The organism is Mesorhizobium sp. M1A.F.Ca.IN.020.04.1.1, from assembly GCF_003997315.1.
GTDB lineage: Bacteria > Pseudomonadota > Alphaproteobacteria > Rhizobiales > Rhizobiaceae > Mesorhizobium.
Window position 1 is genome coordinate 1 of sequence record NZ_RZSN01000145.1, and the last position, 15,653, is coordinate 15,653.

The window sequence follows — 15,653 nt, forward strand, 5'->3', positions numbered from 1 at the left end:
CTCGGCGCTCGGCGCAGGGCCAGGTGATCGGCGCCAAGAAAGGCAAGTGGTGGAGCGACGACCATGTCGACGAGATCGTCGGCGTCCTCGTCGCCGAGCAATACGGCGAGCAAGCGCAATGATCGCCCGCCTTTCCCGTTTCATCCGCCGTCTTCGCGACCGCGCAATCCCGCGCGTGTCGTGTCGCGGCATCTACCTGAGGATCAACTGAAATGGACACTCTACAAACCGCCGGCACCGAGCCGCTGGATGTCGACGAAGACTTCTCGGAAGCCGTCTCCCAGGAACTGGCCCGAGATCCCTCCCAGCCGAAACCCTCGGTTCGCAACATGATCGCCACCACCGGTATGTCGCTGAAACGGCACATCGACCTGCTGCGCACCAAGGAGACCGAACTTGAAGCGACCAAGGCCGCCGCGACGGTCGAGTACGAGCGCGTCATCGCCCAGGCGAAGCTGGTGAGGGACAATTGCTACCAGGAGACCGACGCCGATCTCCACCAGATCAGGACGACACTCGAGGTGCTCGATCCGGCCCGGGCCAAGCTGTCTGAAATGGCATAAGCCATGGAGGCGGTTGTCCCCTTCGACGATTCCGGACTCGCTCATGTCATCGAGCGAGCTCGGATGCTGTTCGACGACGGCGACGTCGCATCGGCACGCATGCTGGCCGCTGGCGCCTATGACCAGGCGAAGGCGGCAGGCAGCTACGCCACCCGCTTCCATGCCGGCGAGCATCTGATCCGGAAGGCACGCCGGCTCCAGGGTGACGCGCTGCTGATCGAAACGCGCGCGAAGATCACGATTGCCACCGAATGGACTGCCGCCCAGGAAAAAGGGGAGGCCTCGAAGGGCGGCAGGCCGAAAACCGTTCCAGACGGAAACGGTTTCACGGCAGCCGAAGCCGGGCTCACCCGAAAGGAAATCCACGACGCTCGCAAGCTGGCCGATGCCGAGCGGCGGGATCCTGGCATTGTCGAGCGGGTGATCGCCGGACGCGTCGCGGAAGGACTCGAGCCGAGCCGGGCGAATCTGCGCGTGGCGATCGGCACCGACACCGCCAGCGCGGCCGAGCGCGGCAACAATCTCTACGAGACGTGCCCGGAAGCGATGCACACCCTGCTGGCGCTGGAAACCTTCGGCCCTCGCATCAAGGAACCGGCATGCGGTCGCGGCGCGATCTCGCACATGCTGGAGGCGGCTGGTTACGACGTCGTGCTTTCCGACCTCGTCGACTACGGCACCGCCGATCGCCACGGCGTCTTGCAGGACGTCCGTGACTTCCTCACCAGCGAGGCAGGCGACGATAGCGACGATATCGCCTCCAACCCTCCCTACGGCGGGGTGCTCAATGCTTTCGTCGCGCATGCGCTGCGCGTGCACCGCCCCCCGAAGATGGCACTGCTGCTCAACCTGAATTTCCTCTGCGGCTTCGACGATCCCGACCGCAACTATGCCATGGACGACTGCAAGTCGGCGCGCATCCACGTCTTCACGCGGCGCCTGCCGATGATGCATCGCGACGGCTGGGAGGGGAACGAAGCCTCGAGCCGCATGAACCTGGCCTGGTTCGTCTGGGAACAGAACCTTGTCGGCGACTATGCCGGGCCGACGGTCATCAACCGCGTCGACTGGAAGGATTATCGGCCGAGGGCGGCAGCGCGGGAGATGGCGCGGTGAAGCACATCGTTTCCGTGTCGGGCGGCAAGGACAGCACGGCGACCTACTGCCGGGCGATCGAGCGAGGCATCGAGTTTCGCGCCGTGGCGGCCGACACCGGTAATGAACACCCGGCAACCTATGAGGCGGTCAACACGCTCCATTTAAAGACCGGCGGCCCGAGGGTCGAATGGGTGAAGGCGAATTTCGACAAGCAGATCGGACGCAAGCGGTGGTTCATAGAGAACCATTGGCAAGGTGCAGGCGTCCCGGTGGATATCGTCGATCGAGCGCTCGATGTGCTCGATCCGACCGGTAATCCCTTCCTTGATCTCTGCCTCTGGAAAGGCCGGTTTCCGAGCCGGAAGGCACAGTTCTGTACAGAAGAGCTCAAGATCAAGCCGATAGACGAAGGCATAACTCGGCCTCTCTTGGCAACCGGCGCTACGGTGATTTCCTGGCAGGGCGTGCGCGCGGCCGAAAGCGAGGTGCGGAGACATCTCCCTCCTTTCCAGAGGATCGGGGGTCAGCATGTCGATCTCCCTGGCAAGCTCTACGTCTACCGGCCTCTGCTTCGGGTCGATACCGTCGAGGAAGTCTTCGCCATTGCGCGCCGTCATGGTGTCGAACCCAACCCACTTTACCGCTGGGGATTGAAGCGCGTCGGCTGCTTTCCGTGCATCAACTGCGCGAAATCCGAACTTGCATTGGTCGACGGGCACTTCCCCGAGCAAATCGAACGGCTCGAGGCGTGGGAGGCGATCGTCAGCGAGGCCTGCAAGAGGGGCCACGCCACTTTCTTCAATATCGTCAATGACCCGGTGATGGAGGGTGAGTGGCTGGCCCTCGAGCGTGACGGTCTAGCGATGCAACGCTTTTCGCTCGAACAATTCGGCATCCGCCGTATGGTTGAATGGGCCAAGACCGACCGCGGCGGTCGCCAATACTCCCTGTTCGCTCGCGACGTCTCCACCATCTGCAACCAGTGGGGAGCCTGCGAATGAGCGTCCAGCCTTTCCTCATCGGCGAAGGCTGGATCGAAGTGCTCGACGGCAACGACACGGCGCGCGCGATCTTCGACCGTCACTATTCCCGTTGTCGCTACGCCGACGGTCGCCGCCCGGCACTGTTCGTTGGCCCCGGCGAGAAACTCGTCCTGCTGACCGCAGACGCCGACGCACTCGCCGCATGGCGGCGCGAGAAGCATCGCTTCGACGGCCAGGAGGGTGTCAATTGCGCCATCTTTCGGCGAGAGGCCGGCGATGTTGCGAGCCAACTCCTCTCCAACGCGATGGCGATCGCCTGGGAGCGATGGCCCGGAGAGCGACTGTTTACCTTCGTCGATCCACGCCACGTGCCACCAACGATGGTCAAAGGCCCGCGCGGGCATCTCTATCCGGTGTGGGGCTACTGCTTCTATCAAGCCGGCTGGCGGTTCTCTGGCGTGAGCATGAAGGGGAAACACATTCTGGATTGCCGACCCGAATGGGTGCGTCCATGAAGGTTTTCCTTGGCATCCCCGCCTGCTTCACATCGTTCGCTCGAGTCGTTGCCGGTCTGCCCGGTGGCGGTGGGCTGGTGAGCGCCAATGCCTTCTTCAACCATAAGACCGGTCGCTTCCGGATCCCGGCCTCGGATCTTTTCTGCGGCATTCCGGTGGCACTCGACAGCGCCGGATTTGTCGCGATGGTCCGCTATTGGTTCTATCGTTGGACCCTCGACCAATATGTCGCGCTCGCTGGCGCCTTCCCATGGGAGTGGTGGGCGGCGCCGGATTTCTGTTGCGAGCGCGAGGTAGCGCACGATCGGGCCGAGGTGAGGGCGCGCGTCGTCGCCACCGCTGCGAAACTCGCATGGGCACAGCTCGTCGCGGCCGACACCGGCGTCAAGCCGCCGATGCCGGTTCTCCAGGGATGGCAGCCGGATGATTATCTGCGCTGCGCTGATCTCATCGACCGGTTTTCGCCGCTCCCTGACCTGGTGGGGATCGGTTCGGTGTGCCGGCGGCATCTTGGCGGTCCCGACGGCGTCGTCTCCGTCGTCGATCGGTTGGACTCGGTTCTGCCTCACCACGTCCGTTTCCACCTGTTCGGGGTGAAAGGCGCTGTGGCGATCGCATTGCGCGGCCACCATCGCATCGCCTCGATCGACAGCCAGGCATGGGACGCGGCGGCGCGACGCGAGGCGACGAAAGTTCGCGGCAAGGTGGACGGGTTCACCTGCGATGTCGCTTACCGATCTACGCATCTCCGCGCCTTCCATCGTGATCTTCATCAAGGCCTGACAGCGGCGCCGCCCTATCGGCCGCCAACGCAAATGGCCATGTTTCTGGAGGCTGCCGAGTGAACCATTTCCAAGGCTATACCGTTCCCGTCCGAGGCGGCCATCGTGCCATGTTGCGCTTTGCCGAGGACGGGCAGGCTGAGCCGGTGCTCGAGGACGGCGGCAAGCCGCGTCTGTTCCCGACCGAGCTGGAGGCGCAGAAGGCGGTCACCGACCATTTGTTGGCCTACTTCAATGGCCGGTTAAGGCGCGACGGGGAAACTCTCTCCACGGCCCGCGACGCGGCCGAGCGCATTTTTCGCAAGGGCCGGATGATCCCGGTGGAGCACAGATAAATGGCGAGTTTCCGCGAGGGCTGGGCGATCAAATCGCCGACAGCCACCAAGGCGCACTACTTCCGGCGCCCGGGCGTTGGCCTGGCCGTCTCGCTATGCGGCTCTCAGGACGCGGCCGCCGGCTGGCTGCAGGATCCGAGTGACATCGGCAAATGCGAGCGGTGCGCCCGGGCATTGGCGAAGGAAGTCGCGAAATCGGCTGCTGTGCCGCCAGAGGCCGACCAAGACGAGCGCGGCGACCATCGGGCGTGTGATGGGAAGGCCGGCGACTGACGCGCGCTGGCGGGGCCTCTACACTCGACAAAAAAATGGGGCAGCGGAGACCAATCCGCTGCCCCTCTCTACCACACCCGCCGGCCGGAGCCAGCGGTGCCGGATTCCTACACCAGCATCGAGCGCGCATGTGCCTGGCGCAGCTGCGACTCCATCGAACGGATGGAGCGCGACGCCGCCGCCAGCGTGTCGGCCCACTTATCCGCCTTGCTGGGATCGACCGACTTCAAGGCGATGCACTCGCCGTCCTTGAAGCCGCCGGCGATGGCGGCGATGATGCGCTTGACCGTCTTCTTCATCCGGCTCAGGGCGGCGATATCGTCTTTCGAGGGCTCCGGCCTGTTCTCGTCGTCGAACATGCCGCCCTGCTCGATGCGGTCGCGGACGGCTTGCGCCGCTGCCTTGATGCTCGACCAGTCTTTCAGCTTGCCGCTGGAGAACAGCCTCACGATGTTGATCTGATCGGCCGTGGGGAGGTCGACCAGGTCGTTTGCGTGGCCGAGCGGGAAGGCTCCACTGTCGACCAGCTTCTGGATCGTCTCGTCGAGATTGAGCAGCGCCGTGCGGGCCTTGATGCGCGTCGGCTGGACGCCGATGTCCTTCGCCAGCTGCTCGACCGTCCAGCCGCGGTCGATCATCGCCTGAAAGGCGCGTGCTTCCTCCAGCGGCTTGATGTCGGCGCGGGCAAGGTTTTCCACAATCGCCTGCAGCGCCATCTCGTTGTCGTCGATCTTCACGACCTCGCAGAGAATGTCGGGCGAGTCGATCAGCTGGTGCGCGCGCCATCTGCGCTCGCCGCCGACGATCATCCAAGGGTCGTCGCCGACCGGCCGGACCGTGATGGCCTGGATCAGGCCGCGCTCGCGGATCGATTCAGCCAGCTCGCGAAGCTTCACCGGGTCGAAATGCTTGCGCGGCTGGTCGGGGTTCGGGATGACCTCGCTGAGAGGGATACGCTTCTTCATGGTCTTGGTCTCCGTGGTAGGGATACCCAGATCGGTGCGGCTCCGGCGGTTATGCTAGGCCTGGCCCGTCCCCGGTTCGATTTCACTCGGCCGGTCAGTTTGACGAGAAGTCACCAATCGCCGGCCCATTGCTGAAAGGTCCGTTCCGGCGAAGGCTGCAGCGGTGAAAGGAAACGGCTTTCTGCTGCACCGATCTGAATTTCTAAGTTACTTCGATAACTTAGCGTGTTACCAAATCGGTTACAAGTAGGCATAAGCCAAAAAATCGAATAATTTCAAGCACTTCGATGGTGGTCAATTCACCTTCTTGAAACGGGATTCCAGGGTGGCGCCGGAAATCGAGAGCTGGTCGTCGCCGGATTGCACGAGTGCCTGGTCGACGTGTTCCGGGTTGATGCCGATCACCTTCCAGACGCGGCCCTGGCGGTCGGGTGCCTCGGCGCCGAGGTAGGGCGCGACCTGGAGGGGCTGCGGTGGCTGGCGCAGGCGGTATTGCGCCGGCAGCTTGGGATGGTGCCAACCGCAGCCCTCGGCCTCCAGGCCGTGTTCGAACACCTCGAGCCGGAGCTTTTCTTTCAGCCACACCGAGATGTAGGCGCGATGGCAATACTGGTTGTCGGTCGGGGCCTCGTAGCAGAGCAGGGCGACGTCCCTGCCGCCCGAGAGGTCTTCCATCTTGGCGACGATCCGGCCGGGATCAAGCCTGTCGAGGCCCTCGAAGTAGAACTGCTTATACTCGCGCTCGCTGGCGGTCTTGAACCATTCGCCTGGGGCGAGTTCGGGCATTTTGCGGAAGCCCGCCGGATATCCTCGCGGCGTGCCCCTCGACACCCCGATCTTCTGGATTTCGGGCGGAAGCTTGGTGAACCAGGAGCTGGTGAAAATGCGCATCTTCGTCTCTTTCGGTGGTAGGGCTTTGGACAGGTCCAAATGTAATCCGGTGAACTTCTCAAGCTACCAAAATGACACTGTGTGTTACCATTTTGGTAAGGTTGCCTCACCGGTACATCTGCATTAGGTAAGGGCTCTCTCTAGCGCCTTCGGGCGCTGTCCTGTGGTAGGGATGGAGAGGAAGGCCGATCAGGGGCAACCCGGTCGGCCTTTGATGTTTTCGGCGCGGCTGCGGCGCCTCGAAGCGCACTTCGGGATAATTGACCCACGCCGTCACCGTCTCGAAACTGATGGCGCGCGGCAGGCTCTTGAAGTCGTCGAGCAGCGTTCGTCCTGCCAGGATTCCATTGCCCGCGAACTCGGCGCCCGAACGGAAAAACTGGAACGTCCTTCGCCATGGTCCGGTTGAGAGCCAGAGGTCCAGCCCCGGCGCCAACTCCACGCGGTCGAGGCTGTCGCTCTCAAGAAGTTCGCAGAAGAGCTGGTGCCCCAGAGGGCGCGGCGTCTGGTAGTCGATGGCGCGCCGGAGTGTGGAATCGATCAGGATGAAGCGCATTGCAGTTCTCGTGCCTCGAGGCGTTGGTTGATGGTGGGGAGCGTCTCGCTGGCGAACAATTCGAGCCACCACTTGATCAGCTCGGCCTGGTAGCGGTCGTCGGCCGCACGATGACGGGGCTCGCGTAGCTGTCGCTCGATCCAGTCAAGCCGGTCGCGAAGCTCCGGCCGGTAGAGCAGATTGCGGAATGCATCTGCGAGCCGCATGTCCAGGGCGTAATCCCCGGTGCAGCCGAGGGGCGACCAGTCGCTATGCCAGGACGACCACATGTCTAGGGCCTGGCTAATGGTGGGGAGCCGGCGCCGCCGCTCCTCCTCGTCTTCTGGTAACGGGCGAAACACTTTTGGACTCCGTGGTAGGCATAACGATCCTACGATGTAACCAATTTGGTTACAATATGGGCAAGCTAAAAGTAATTTTTGCGGCCGTCCTTCCATAGCTTGACCGTGACGGTGTTCACGTAGGTCCCGACCTCGGCGAAGGAGCCGTGCGGCAGATAGCGGAACTGGCCGTTCAGCTTTTCGATCAAAACCCGGAAGGCGATGGCCTTGCGCGTCTCGCGAAACTCGGTGCCGGCCGACATGATTGCAGCGAGGCACCCGCCGTCTTCCAGGAAGTCGAGGGCGTGCACCACATGGTCGATGTCGCGCTCCATGTCGAACGGCGGGTTCATGATGATGCGATCGTATTTCCCGGTGACCGCGGGGCGGAGCGCCAGGAAGTCGGTGGCGTACACCTTGCGATAAATGCGCTGCGCCTCGAGCGCTGCGGCGAGGGCTGGCTGAAGCTCCACGCAATCGACCTGGTTGTCGAAGCGGTATTCCTTGCGCCAGCGGTCCGTCCGGGCCTCGTCCCCGTAGCCGTAATGATCGGCGAAATCGTCGATGCTGGACAGGCAACGTCGCGCGAGGTTGCCGGTGCCGGCGCTGGGTTCGAGGATCCGAAGGCGCGGCGCATCGCTGGCCTGCATGATCGGAATGCCCTTCAAGAGCTCGTCGGCCGCCTCGTCCGGCGTCGGGAAAAAGCCGAAGTTCTTCGCCGGCGAGGTCTTGCGGTTCCGGAACAGATCGTCCTGCTCGCGCGTCTGGCCGTCGCCGATCACCTCGCCATAGTATTCGGCGAGCATCTTGTTGACCCTTTCCACCAGGTCGTCACGCGTGAACCAGAGATGCGCGTTGCCGTTCTTGTAGGCCACGATCCTGAAATACTCGCCGTGATGTTCGGACTGCTGAGGCTGAAAGCCCCTGCGCTCGGCTCGCACCTGGTTCTCGGTGCTGTTGTAGGTCGGCTTCTTGCCGTCGAGGATTGAGAACGTCCGCTCGATATCGCGCACCGTCTCCCATATTCCGCCCCACGTTACGTTGCCGTGGTCGCGGTCGAAGGCGTAGGGCAGGATCATGCGACTGCCGACCTTGAAGCCGTCGTGCGAACGGAAACGGCGATCGAGCTTGGAAAACGCCGTGGCGATGCCCCGGCGGAAGATCATTTCGGATTCGCCGGCCCACTTGTCGATCGTGGCGTACACGTTGTCGACGGTGACCGGCGGGATCCCCATGATCTCGTCGAGATTGACCAGTTCCTTTCCGTCGCCGTGCCGGTGGTCGTAGCGTTCTGGCACCCACCTGAGAGTATCGCGCAGCTCGTCCTTGGCGTGCTTGTCCATCAGGATCTCGAGGTCGGTCATCTGGACCAGGTAATGCCAGCACGAGATGTCGATCAGCCGGATAGCCGTGCGCTTCCACTGCTCGGCGTCGGGCAAATCGACGGCCTCGAAAAATGCCCTGACCTCGCGGTTGTCGCGGTCTCCGTATCGAGAGCAGGCATGATCTCCGGCGGCCGCTTTCCAGAGCGCCGCCGCCTTCTTCAATTCCCGATCAGCCTGCTCGATCGAGGCGAATGCGCCATGATAGGCGGCCACGGCTGCATCGCGGTAGGCGACGATCTGTTCGATCGTGTTGCGCGGGATGAGCGCGTTCATGGGCTGATCCCTTCTGCGATGCAAAGAGTCTTCCAATCGACGTATGCAATCGACACACCGCAGCGCGTGAAATGGCTGTCTCTCTGTTCCCAACCTGCGGCTCGGGCGGCGGTCTCCCATGGGTCGGCCGCGTCCACCGGCTTGAAGGATCGCGCCTTGTGCATGCGCTGGAAGGCGAACGCGTCGCCAAGCTCGCTCACGAACTCGTAGCGCTTGCTGCCGTCGAGCAGGGTGAACTCGTATTGAGTCATCTTGTCGGTCATGGTCTCTGGTCTCTGTGGTAGGGATTGGTTGCCAAAATGGTTGCGAACGCCGCTTGACAAAAAGCCGGGGGGAGAGGCAGAAATCGCGCAGCCTGATATTGCTTCGCGATTCGGCCGGTCCCTGAAAAATCAGTTGGTGTTGAAGCCGTCCGGCGAGGGCTGAATGCCAGCCTCTTTCGCCATAAAGCCCACGACGTCGAGCACGTCGTCAGAGCTTAGTTTCTCAATGGTTTCGGCGAAGCGCCGCTTGAAATAGGTCTGGTGCTCGGCACCGGCGTAGCGGGCCAAGCCGATGGCAGCGGCGAAGGTGATCGCTTCCAGGCGAGCGCCGCCGAAGCCGGACTTCTGATGAAGGCTGGCCGCGAGGTCGTTGAGCGTCATTGGTCGGTGATCCGTGGTAGGGAAAGTAACCGTTCTGGTTACAAGCAACTTATTCAGTTACACCTCCGATGCAAGTGAAAAAGCGAGGCCCTCGGCGTTATGTTTCAAGGCGTTGTGCCGAAGGAATGCATCGCGCAAATCCTTCGCGTGTCTGAGGTCGACAAGTGGGGCCGGGTCTATAATTGCTGTTCCGGAACGTTCCGGTTCGAGCAGATCACGCTCGCCACTTTCCCCGGCGTTGAGATGCACTCCAACGACGTCAGCCTCTACTCGTCAGCCATCGCCGGTTACGTGCTGGGCAAGCCGATAGACTATGAGTTTCACGGCGCGCTCGACTTCGTGAACGAGTTCGACTTTCGGGAGCCGGATCAGCGCCTCGCCGCGCTGGCCGTCGGCTTCAATCTCGGGCGCTTCGCTGGCGGCAAGGCGAACGCCTACAAGACCAGCCATCGCGAGCACCTGGTTGCGAACTTCGGCAGCTATGTCGAGCGCACCCTGGAGAAGGTCCGCAAGCTTCCGGGCATGATCCCGATCAAGAGCTATTCGCCGCGCGACTGGATCCTGCATCTCGAGGAGGCGATCGAGCGCAAGGCCGCGATCTTCTCCTACCCGCCGTTCTACAAGGGCGGCTATGAAAAGATGTTCGAGTTCCTGGCCGAGAACATCAAATGGGAAGCTCCCCGATATGAGCTGTTCGACCCCAAGGCGCTGCGCGGTCTCATCGAGCGCGTGCGGCAGGCAGGCGTCCCCTACTGCATCCTCTCGGACCAGATTTACGACGATCTGAAACCGGAGCTGGAATTCGTCTCCGGCCGGGGCCACCCGCACTACTGCTACGTATCGACCGGCAAGTCGTCCTACCTGCAGCTCGTGCCGCGGTCAGCGCCGTTCCGCTACAAGCCGATCGACCTCGACAAGATCAAGCCGGATTCGGTGGTGACGATCGGCCGGGCCGATGCCGCCCAGATGACGTTCCTTAAGGACGTCTACCTGAAAAAGGGCATCACCCACACGCCCGGCATGGTGAACTATCTGGTGCGGGTCGACGACATGCTGGTCGGCGGACTGATCTACAATCTCGACAAATTCGCGAAGCGGTCGATCTATCTGCTGTCCGACTTCGCCATCTCGCGCGAGGGCAGGCTGTCGAAGCTCGTCACCAGGCTTGCCTGCAACGGCGAGCTGCTGCGCGACATGGGCAAGCGCTTCATCGACCGTTTCGACAAGGTGCAAACCTCGGCGTTCTCGGACCATCCGGTATCGATGAAATATCGCGGCATCTTCGAGCAGACCAAGCGCGAAGAGATCGACGGGCTGGAAGGCAAGTTCCGCCTGCATTACGTCGGCGCCCGCATCGACGAGACGCCGCAACAAGCGTTCGAGTGGTGGTATGGCAAGCACTTCAAGCGTTGACTGGAAGGCCCTCGAAATCGAGGCGCGCCAGGTTGATCCGAAGACGCTCCGCCGCCGCGAGAAGAACGCGCACTACATGGCACCGGCCATGTTCAAGCGCCTTGTCGAGAACGTCAAAATCGATGGACGCCTCACCACCACGGTCCTGGTGTGCCAGAACAAAGACGGCTCTCTCGAGATCCTGTCCGGACATCACCGCACGGCCGCCGCGATCGAGGCCGGCCTGCGGCTGGTCGACGCGCTCGTGATCACCACGCTGTTGACGGAAAAGCGCAAGGTGGCGATCCAGCTCAGCCACAACTCGATCAACGGCGAGGATGACCAGTCGCTGCTTGCCCAGCTCTACGCCTCGCTCGACATCGATGCGAAGAAGTTCTCCGGTCTCGATGACAGCGTGCTCTCTGGCGACAAGGGACCAGGTGCGACCGCGCTCGGCGGGGCGAACATCAAATACGACGAGCTGCTGTTCTCCTTCCTGCCGGAAGACCGCGTGCGTTTCGAGGTAGAGCTGGAGGCACTCGCCAAAAGGGCCAAGCGCTTCCGCATCCATGCCGCGCCGCAGTCGAAGTTCGACGAGTTCTTCGACGCCATCGTGCGCACCAAGAGCCAGCTCAACATCGTCAATTCGGGCATCGCCCTATCGGTCATGGCGCGCCTTGCCGGCGAGCGGCTGGATCAACTCGAAGCGGAAGCGGAGGACAAATCCGATGCGGCATGAACTGCCCAGCTTGCGCGGCTCGTTTCCCAAGCCCGAAGCGCCCATCGCCGGCCCGCCATTCGGCACCCCGTTTATCGTGGTGCTCGCCATCCTGTCGTTCACCTTCGCCGTGTACCTCGCACGCGTCCTCCTTCCGTGATCCAGATGCATTCGTGTGTGTGTAACGTAGTGCCGGTGGTTAGCGTGGCCGCAGCGTCAAGCATTATGGGTCAGTTTGCATTTCGGCGCATGTTTGCAGACCTTATGCCCAGCAACGCTTTGCGGCCCGATTTGACCAGCACAATCGCATTCGGTTCGGCTCGCGGCATGATGTCCATGGGTTGCGGGATGGGTGGCAAAAAAAAGAGCCATCCCGAACATTCCGAACACTCGCACGCGCGAGTCGTCCGATGATCAAGACCACGACCAGCGTGACGACATCGAAGCCGAAGGCCAAGGCCAAGGCTGAAACGGCCACAGCGAAGCCGAAAGCCGAGCCGAAAAAAAGGCCGGCGCGCGGCAAGAAGAAGCCGGCCAGCAAGGCATCGCCTCCTGTGGCGCCGAAGCCTGCTCCCAAGCCTGAGCCGGCACCACAGCCGAAGCCGGCGGAAGGCAACCGGGGCGGGGCATCGCCGAAACTGACCGAGCGCGACGTGCCGCGCGTGATCGCGATGCTGCGCCAGTGCGGCGGCATCAAGACGGTCGCGGCGGAGAAGCTGAACGTCGGCCGCACCACGCTCTACGCCTTCCTGAACGAGCATCCTGAAATCCAGGAGGCCGATTCCGAGATCGCCGACGAGTTGCTCGACGTTGCCGAGGGGCAGGTGGTGATCGCGCTTCGCTCTGGCGATTTGCAGACCGTGCGCTGGTACCTGGAGCTCAAAGGCAAGGACCGGGGCTATGTGCGCCGCGTCGAGCAGACCGGCAAGAATGGCGGCCCGGTCGAGACGCAAGCACGGGCGAACCCGAAAGACTACACCGACGAGGAGTTGGACGTCCTGATTGCGGCAGCGCAACGACGGAAGGCCGCCGAAGCGCAAGGGTGAATTGAATGGCGCAGAAGTCTGCCGCCGCCCGCGCGCCGCTCATTGCCCCCGACCTCGAAGACCTGCTGATCGAGCGAGACCGGCGCAAGGCCAAGGGATCGTTCGCCGAGTTCGTCAAGATGGCGTGGCTCGAACTCGAGCCGGAGACGCCGCTGGTCTGGAACTGGCACATGCAGGTGGTTTGCGACCATCTGCAAGCGCTGGTCGAGGGCAAGTTTCTCGAGCTGGGCCTGCGCAATCGCCTCGTCATCAACGTGCCGCCCGGCACATCGAAATCGCTGCTCGTCTCGGTGCTGTTGCAGGCCTGGGAGTGGGGACCGGCCGGCCGGCCCGGCATGCGGTATCTGTCGACGGCGTATAACGACGGGCCGGTCAATCGCGACACCCGCAAATGCCGCGATCTGATCCTGTCTCGCTGGTACCAGGACCGCTGGCCCGAGGTTTATCTCAGCCGCAGGGCCGAGACCTCGTTTGCCAACAACAGCACCGGCACCCGCGAGGGCGTGGCGTTCGGCTCGCTCACCTCGCAGCGTGGCGATCGCCTGATCATCGACGATCCGCACTCGACCGAGACGGCGGAATCGGCGACCGAGCGCACCGCCACGACCCGCAAGTTTCGCGAGGGCGCGCAAAACCGCCTGAACGACCAGAAGCGGAGCGTGATCATCGTCATCATGCAGCGCCTGCATGAGGCCGACGTCACGGGCGTCATCCTCGACGGCAAGATGGATTACGTCCATCTGTGCCTGCCGATGCAGTTCGAGCCCGACCGCTGCTGCTACACCCCGGTCAAGGTTTCCAGTTCCGTCGGCGAGCCTATCCTGGCGCGCTATGACGCGAGCAAGCAGCACTGGTACGGCGAGAACGACAATCTGCCGGACGAGCGTCGCGCCGAGATCGAGGCGATCAAGCTCCAGCTAGTCTGGCGGCAGGATCCTCGCACGCAAGACGGCGAGATCCTCGATCCGATCCGCTTCCCGCCCGATGAGCTGAAACAGCTCTACAACGACATGACGTCGTATGCCGTCGCGGGCCAGTATCAGCAGCGACCAGCGCCGCGCGCCGGCGGCATGTTCCAGCGCGCCTGGTTCGAGGGCCGCATCGTCAGGGCAGCGCCGAAGGGCACCATCTGGGTCCGCCATTGGGACTTGGCCGGCACGCGCGGCGGCACTGGCGCTCGCACCGCCGGCGTCAAGCTCGGCCGCGATTCCGAGGGCCGCTACTATGTCGGCCATGTCGTGACGTTGCGCGAGGAAGGCAAGTCGGTCCGCAAGACGATCGAGACGCAGGCCGCGCTCGACGGCAAGACGGTCCACATCAGCCTGCCGCAAGATCCTGGGCAGGCCGGCAAGGCGCAGGTGCAGGATTTCGTCGCGCAGCTCGCCGGCTACAAGGTGCATGCCGAGGGCGAGACCGGTGACAAGGTCACGCGCGCCGAGCCGTTCGCCGCGCAATGCGAGCACGGCAACGTCTACATCGTCGAAGGTGAGTGGAACACGCTCTACCTCGACGAACTCTGCCTGTTCCCAGCCTCCAAGCTGATGGACCAGGTCGACGCATCTTCCGGAGCCTTTACGAGGCTGCTTAACATCAAGGGGGCCATGGTGATCAGCGACGACGTCCTTCGGCGCGCTGCCCAGCCTGAGCCGCGATGATCAAGAAACTTTGGGGCGCATTGCGCCGTCGTTGGACACGCGGGCCAGTCGCCGACGTCCCTGCGTCGGCGCCGCCGGCAGCAGTTCCTCCAGGAGCGCGTCCTCCCACGCGCATCTCGGATGCGATGCTGTCGGCGATCCGCGCGCAAGCGGCCGCACCGAAACAGCCGGTGCCGGTCTTCACCTTGCCCAAGCACCCTGATGGCGTGCTTCCGTCGGGCAATACGGGGCTTGCCATGGACAGCGCCGTCGGCGCGGTTCAAAGCTGGGCCAACGGCTTCGCGCTGAGCGGCTACTTCTCGGAGGGGATCACCTTCCTCGGCTACGCCTATCTCTCGGAGCTGGCGCAGCGCCCGGAATACCGGGTGATCTCCGAGACGATCGCCACCGAGATGACGCGCAAATGGATCCGCTTCACCTCGAACGACGGCGAGGACAAGGCCGACAAGATCGCGGAGCTGGAGACCGAGTTCAAGCGCCTCAACGTGCGCGACATGTTCTGCCGCGCCGCCGAGCAGGACGGCTTCTTCGGCCGCGGTCACATCTACATCGACACCGGCGACACTGACGATGCCGACGAGCTGCAAAAGCCGATCGGCAACGGCTGGGACAAGCTCAGCGTCACCAAGTTCGCCAAGAAGCCGATCCAGGCGCTGCGCACCGTCGAGGCGGTCTGGTGCTATCCGACCAACTACAACTCGAGCGATCCGCTCAAGGACAACTGGTATCGGCCCGACAGCTGGTATGTACAGGCCAAGATGGTCCACACCTCGCGCCTGATCACGCTGATCGGTCGCGAGGTGCCCGACCTGTTGAAGCCGACCTATTCGTTCGGCGGCTTGTCGCTCTCGCAGATGTGCAAGCCCTATGTCGATAACTGGCTGGAACCCCGCCAGTCGGTGAACGACATCATCTCGATGTTCAGCGTGTTCCTGCTCGCCACCAATCTCGGCGAGACGCTGCAGGCCGACGGCGACCAGCTCTTCCGGCGCGCTGAACTTTTCAATTTGGTCAGGTCCAATCGCGGCCTGATGATGATCGACAAGGATACCGAGGACTTCAAGAACGTCGCGGCTCCGCTGTCTGGGCTCGACGTGCTCCAGGCGCAGGCGCAAGAGCACATGGCGTCGGTGAGCCACATTCCGCTGGTCAAGCTGCTCGGCGTCCAGCCGGCCGGCTTGAACGCCTCCTCCGAGGGCGAAATCCAGGTCTTCTACGACTACGTTCACTCCTTCCAGGAGCACCTGTTTCGCCGGCCG

At 63.0% G+C, this 15,653-nt stretch carries 20 protein-coding genes; 13 read left to right on the plus strand and 7 right to left on the minus strand.

Annotated elements, in window-relative coordinates:
• Positions 1–212 precede the first annotated feature (212 nt).
• The 7 genes from EOA49_RS23950 to EOA49_RS23980 are packed head-to-tail and all read left to right on the plus strand — an operon-like array spanning position 213 to position 4,549.
• Entirely contained in the window at positions 213–563 is a 351-nt protein-coding gene (locus tag EOA49_RS23950) for a hypothetical protein (RefSeq protein WP_127239301.1), read from the plus strand.
• A 3-nt stretch (positions 564–566) separates the two neighbouring features.
• The gene (locus tag EOA49_RS23955; protein WP_127239302.1) at positions 567–1,679 is read left to right on the plus strand and encodes an SAM-dependent methyltransferase; all 1,113 of its coding nucleotides are present in this window, start codon (positions 567–569) and stop codon (positions 1,677–1,679) included.
• Positions 1,676–2,662, plus strand: a complete 987-nt coding sequence (locus EOA49_RS23960; protein WP_206519849.1) for a phosphoadenosine phosphosulfate reductase family protein — start codon at positions 1,676–1,678, stop codon at positions 2,660–2,662. The genes EOA49_RS23955 and EOA49_RS23960 overlap by 4 nt, the downstream gene beginning before the upstream one ends.
• Positions 2,659–3,159, plus strand: coding sequence for a hypothetical protein (locus tag EOA49_RS23965; protein ID WP_127239304.1), 501 nt, complete (start codon positions 2,659–2,661; stop codon positions 3,157–3,159). Before EOA49_RS23960 ends, EOA49_RS23965 begins: the two co-directional genes overlap by 4 nt.
• Positions 3,156–4,004, plus strand: coding sequence for a hypothetical protein (locus EOA49_RS23970; protein WP_127239305.1), 849 nt, complete (start codon positions 3,156–3,158; stop codon positions 4,002–4,004). Before EOA49_RS23965 ends, EOA49_RS23970 begins: the two co-directional genes overlap by 4 nt.
• A 47-nt stretch (positions 4,005–4,051) precedes the next feature.
• On the plus strand, positions 4,052–4,276 hold the full coding sequence (locus tag EOA49_RS23975) for a hypothetical protein (RefSeq protein WP_127239306.1): 225 nt from the start codon (positions 4,052–4,054) through the stop codon (positions 4,274–4,276).
• Entirely contained in the window at positions 4,277–4,549 is a 273-nt protein-coding gene (locus tag EOA49_RS23980; RefSeq protein WP_127239307.1) for a hypothetical protein, read from the plus strand.
• Positions 4,550–4,656: 107 nt separating this feature from the next.
• Here EOA49_RS23980 and EOA49_RS23985 read toward each other — a convergent pair whose 3' ends face one another.
• The 7 genes from EOA49_RS23985 to EOA49_RS24015 all read right to left on the minus strand — a co-directional run bounded on the left by EOA49_RS23985 (position 4,657) and on the right by EOA49_RS24015 (position 9,583).
• Positions 4,657–5,514: a ParB/RepB/Spo0J family partition protein gene (locus tag EOA49_RS23985; protein ID WP_127239308.1), complete on the minus strand. Its 858-nt coding sequence runs from the start codon at positions 5,512–5,514 to the stop codon at positions 4,657–4,659.
• A 294-nt stretch (positions 5,515–5,808) separates the two neighbouring features.
• Positions 5,809–6,444: a hypothetical protein gene (locus EOA49_RS23990; protein WP_127239309.1), complete on the minus strand. Its 636-nt coding sequence runs from the start codon at positions 6,442–6,444 to the stop codon at positions 5,809–5,811.
• A 67-nt stretch (positions 6,445–6,511) separates the two neighbouring features.
• Positions 6,512–6,961: a hypothetical protein gene (locus tag EOA49_RS23995; RefSeq protein ID WP_127239310.1), complete on the minus strand. Its 450-nt coding sequence runs from the start codon at positions 6,959–6,961 to the stop codon at positions 6,512–6,514.
• Positions 6,946–7,302, minus strand: a complete 357-nt coding sequence (locus EOA49_RS24000; protein WP_066993672.1) for a hypothetical protein — start codon at positions 7,300–7,302, stop codon at positions 6,946–6,948. Before EOA49_RS24000 ends, EOA49_RS23995 begins: the two co-directional genes overlap by 16 nt.
• A 65-nt stretch (positions 7,303–7,367) precedes the next feature.
• Complete coding sequence (locus tag EOA49_RS24005; protein ID WP_127239311.1) at positions 7,368–8,939, minus strand: DUF4942 domain-containing protein; 1,572 nt, start codon at positions 8,937–8,939, stop codon at positions 7,368–7,370.
• Positions 8,936–9,202 (minus strand): hypothetical protein, encoded by a 267-nt coding sequence (locus EOA49_RS24010; RefSeq protein ID WP_127239312.1) that lies wholly within the window; start codon positions 9,200–9,202, stop codon positions 8,936–8,938. Before EOA49_RS24010 ends, EOA49_RS24005 begins: the two co-directional genes overlap by 4 nt.
• 129 nt (positions 9,203–9,331) lie before the next feature.
• Positions 9,332–9,583 carry a hypothetical protein gene (locus tag EOA49_RS24015; protein ID WP_127239313.1) on the minus strand — a complete coding sequence of 84 codons (252 nt, stop codon included), beginning with the start codon at positions 9,581–9,583 and terminating at the stop codon, positions 9,332–9,334.
• Between the two features lie 147 nt (positions 9,584–9,730).
• On the opposite strand from EOA49_RS24015, the gene EOA49_RS24020 reads away from it, so the two are divergent.
• From EOA49_RS24020 to EOA49_RS24040, 6 genes are all read left to right on the plus strand, one after another.
• Positions 9,731–10,996: a hypothetical protein gene (locus EOA49_RS24020; protein WP_127239314.1), complete on the plus strand. Its 1,266-nt coding sequence runs from the start codon at positions 9,731–9,733 to the stop codon at positions 10,994–10,996.
• On the plus strand, positions 10,974–11,714 hold the full coding sequence (locus EOA49_RS24025) for a ParB/RepB/Spo0J family partition protein (RefSeq protein WP_127239315.1): 741 nt from the start codon (positions 10,974–10,976) through the stop codon (positions 11,712–11,714). Before EOA49_RS24020 ends, EOA49_RS24025 begins: the two co-directional genes overlap by 23 nt.
• Positions 11,704–11,853, plus strand: a complete 150-nt coding sequence (locus EOA49_RS32795) for a hypothetical protein (RefSeq protein WP_164746622.1) — start codon at positions 11,704–11,706, stop codon at positions 11,851–11,853. The genes EOA49_RS24025 and EOA49_RS32795 overlap by 11 nt, the downstream gene beginning before the upstream one ends.
• A 250-nt stretch (positions 11,854–12,103) precedes the next feature.
• Positions 12,104–12,739, plus strand: a complete 636-nt coding sequence (locus EOA49_RS24030; protein WP_127239316.1) for a helix-turn-helix domain-containing protein — start codon at positions 12,104–12,106, stop codon at positions 12,737–12,739.
• Positions 12,740–12,744: 5 nt separating this feature from the next.
• A complete protein-coding gene (terL, locus tag EOA49_RS33625) occupies positions 12,745–14,394 on the plus strand; it encodes a phage terminase large subunit (protein ID WP_245460776.1) in 1,650 nt (549 codons plus the stop codon).
• On the plus strand, positions 14,391–15,653 hold a 1,263-nt coding region (locus tag EOA49_RS24040; protein ID WP_206520214.1), incomplete at its 3' end, for a DUF1073 domain-containing protein. The genes terL and EOA49_RS24040, both read left to right, overlap by 4 nt.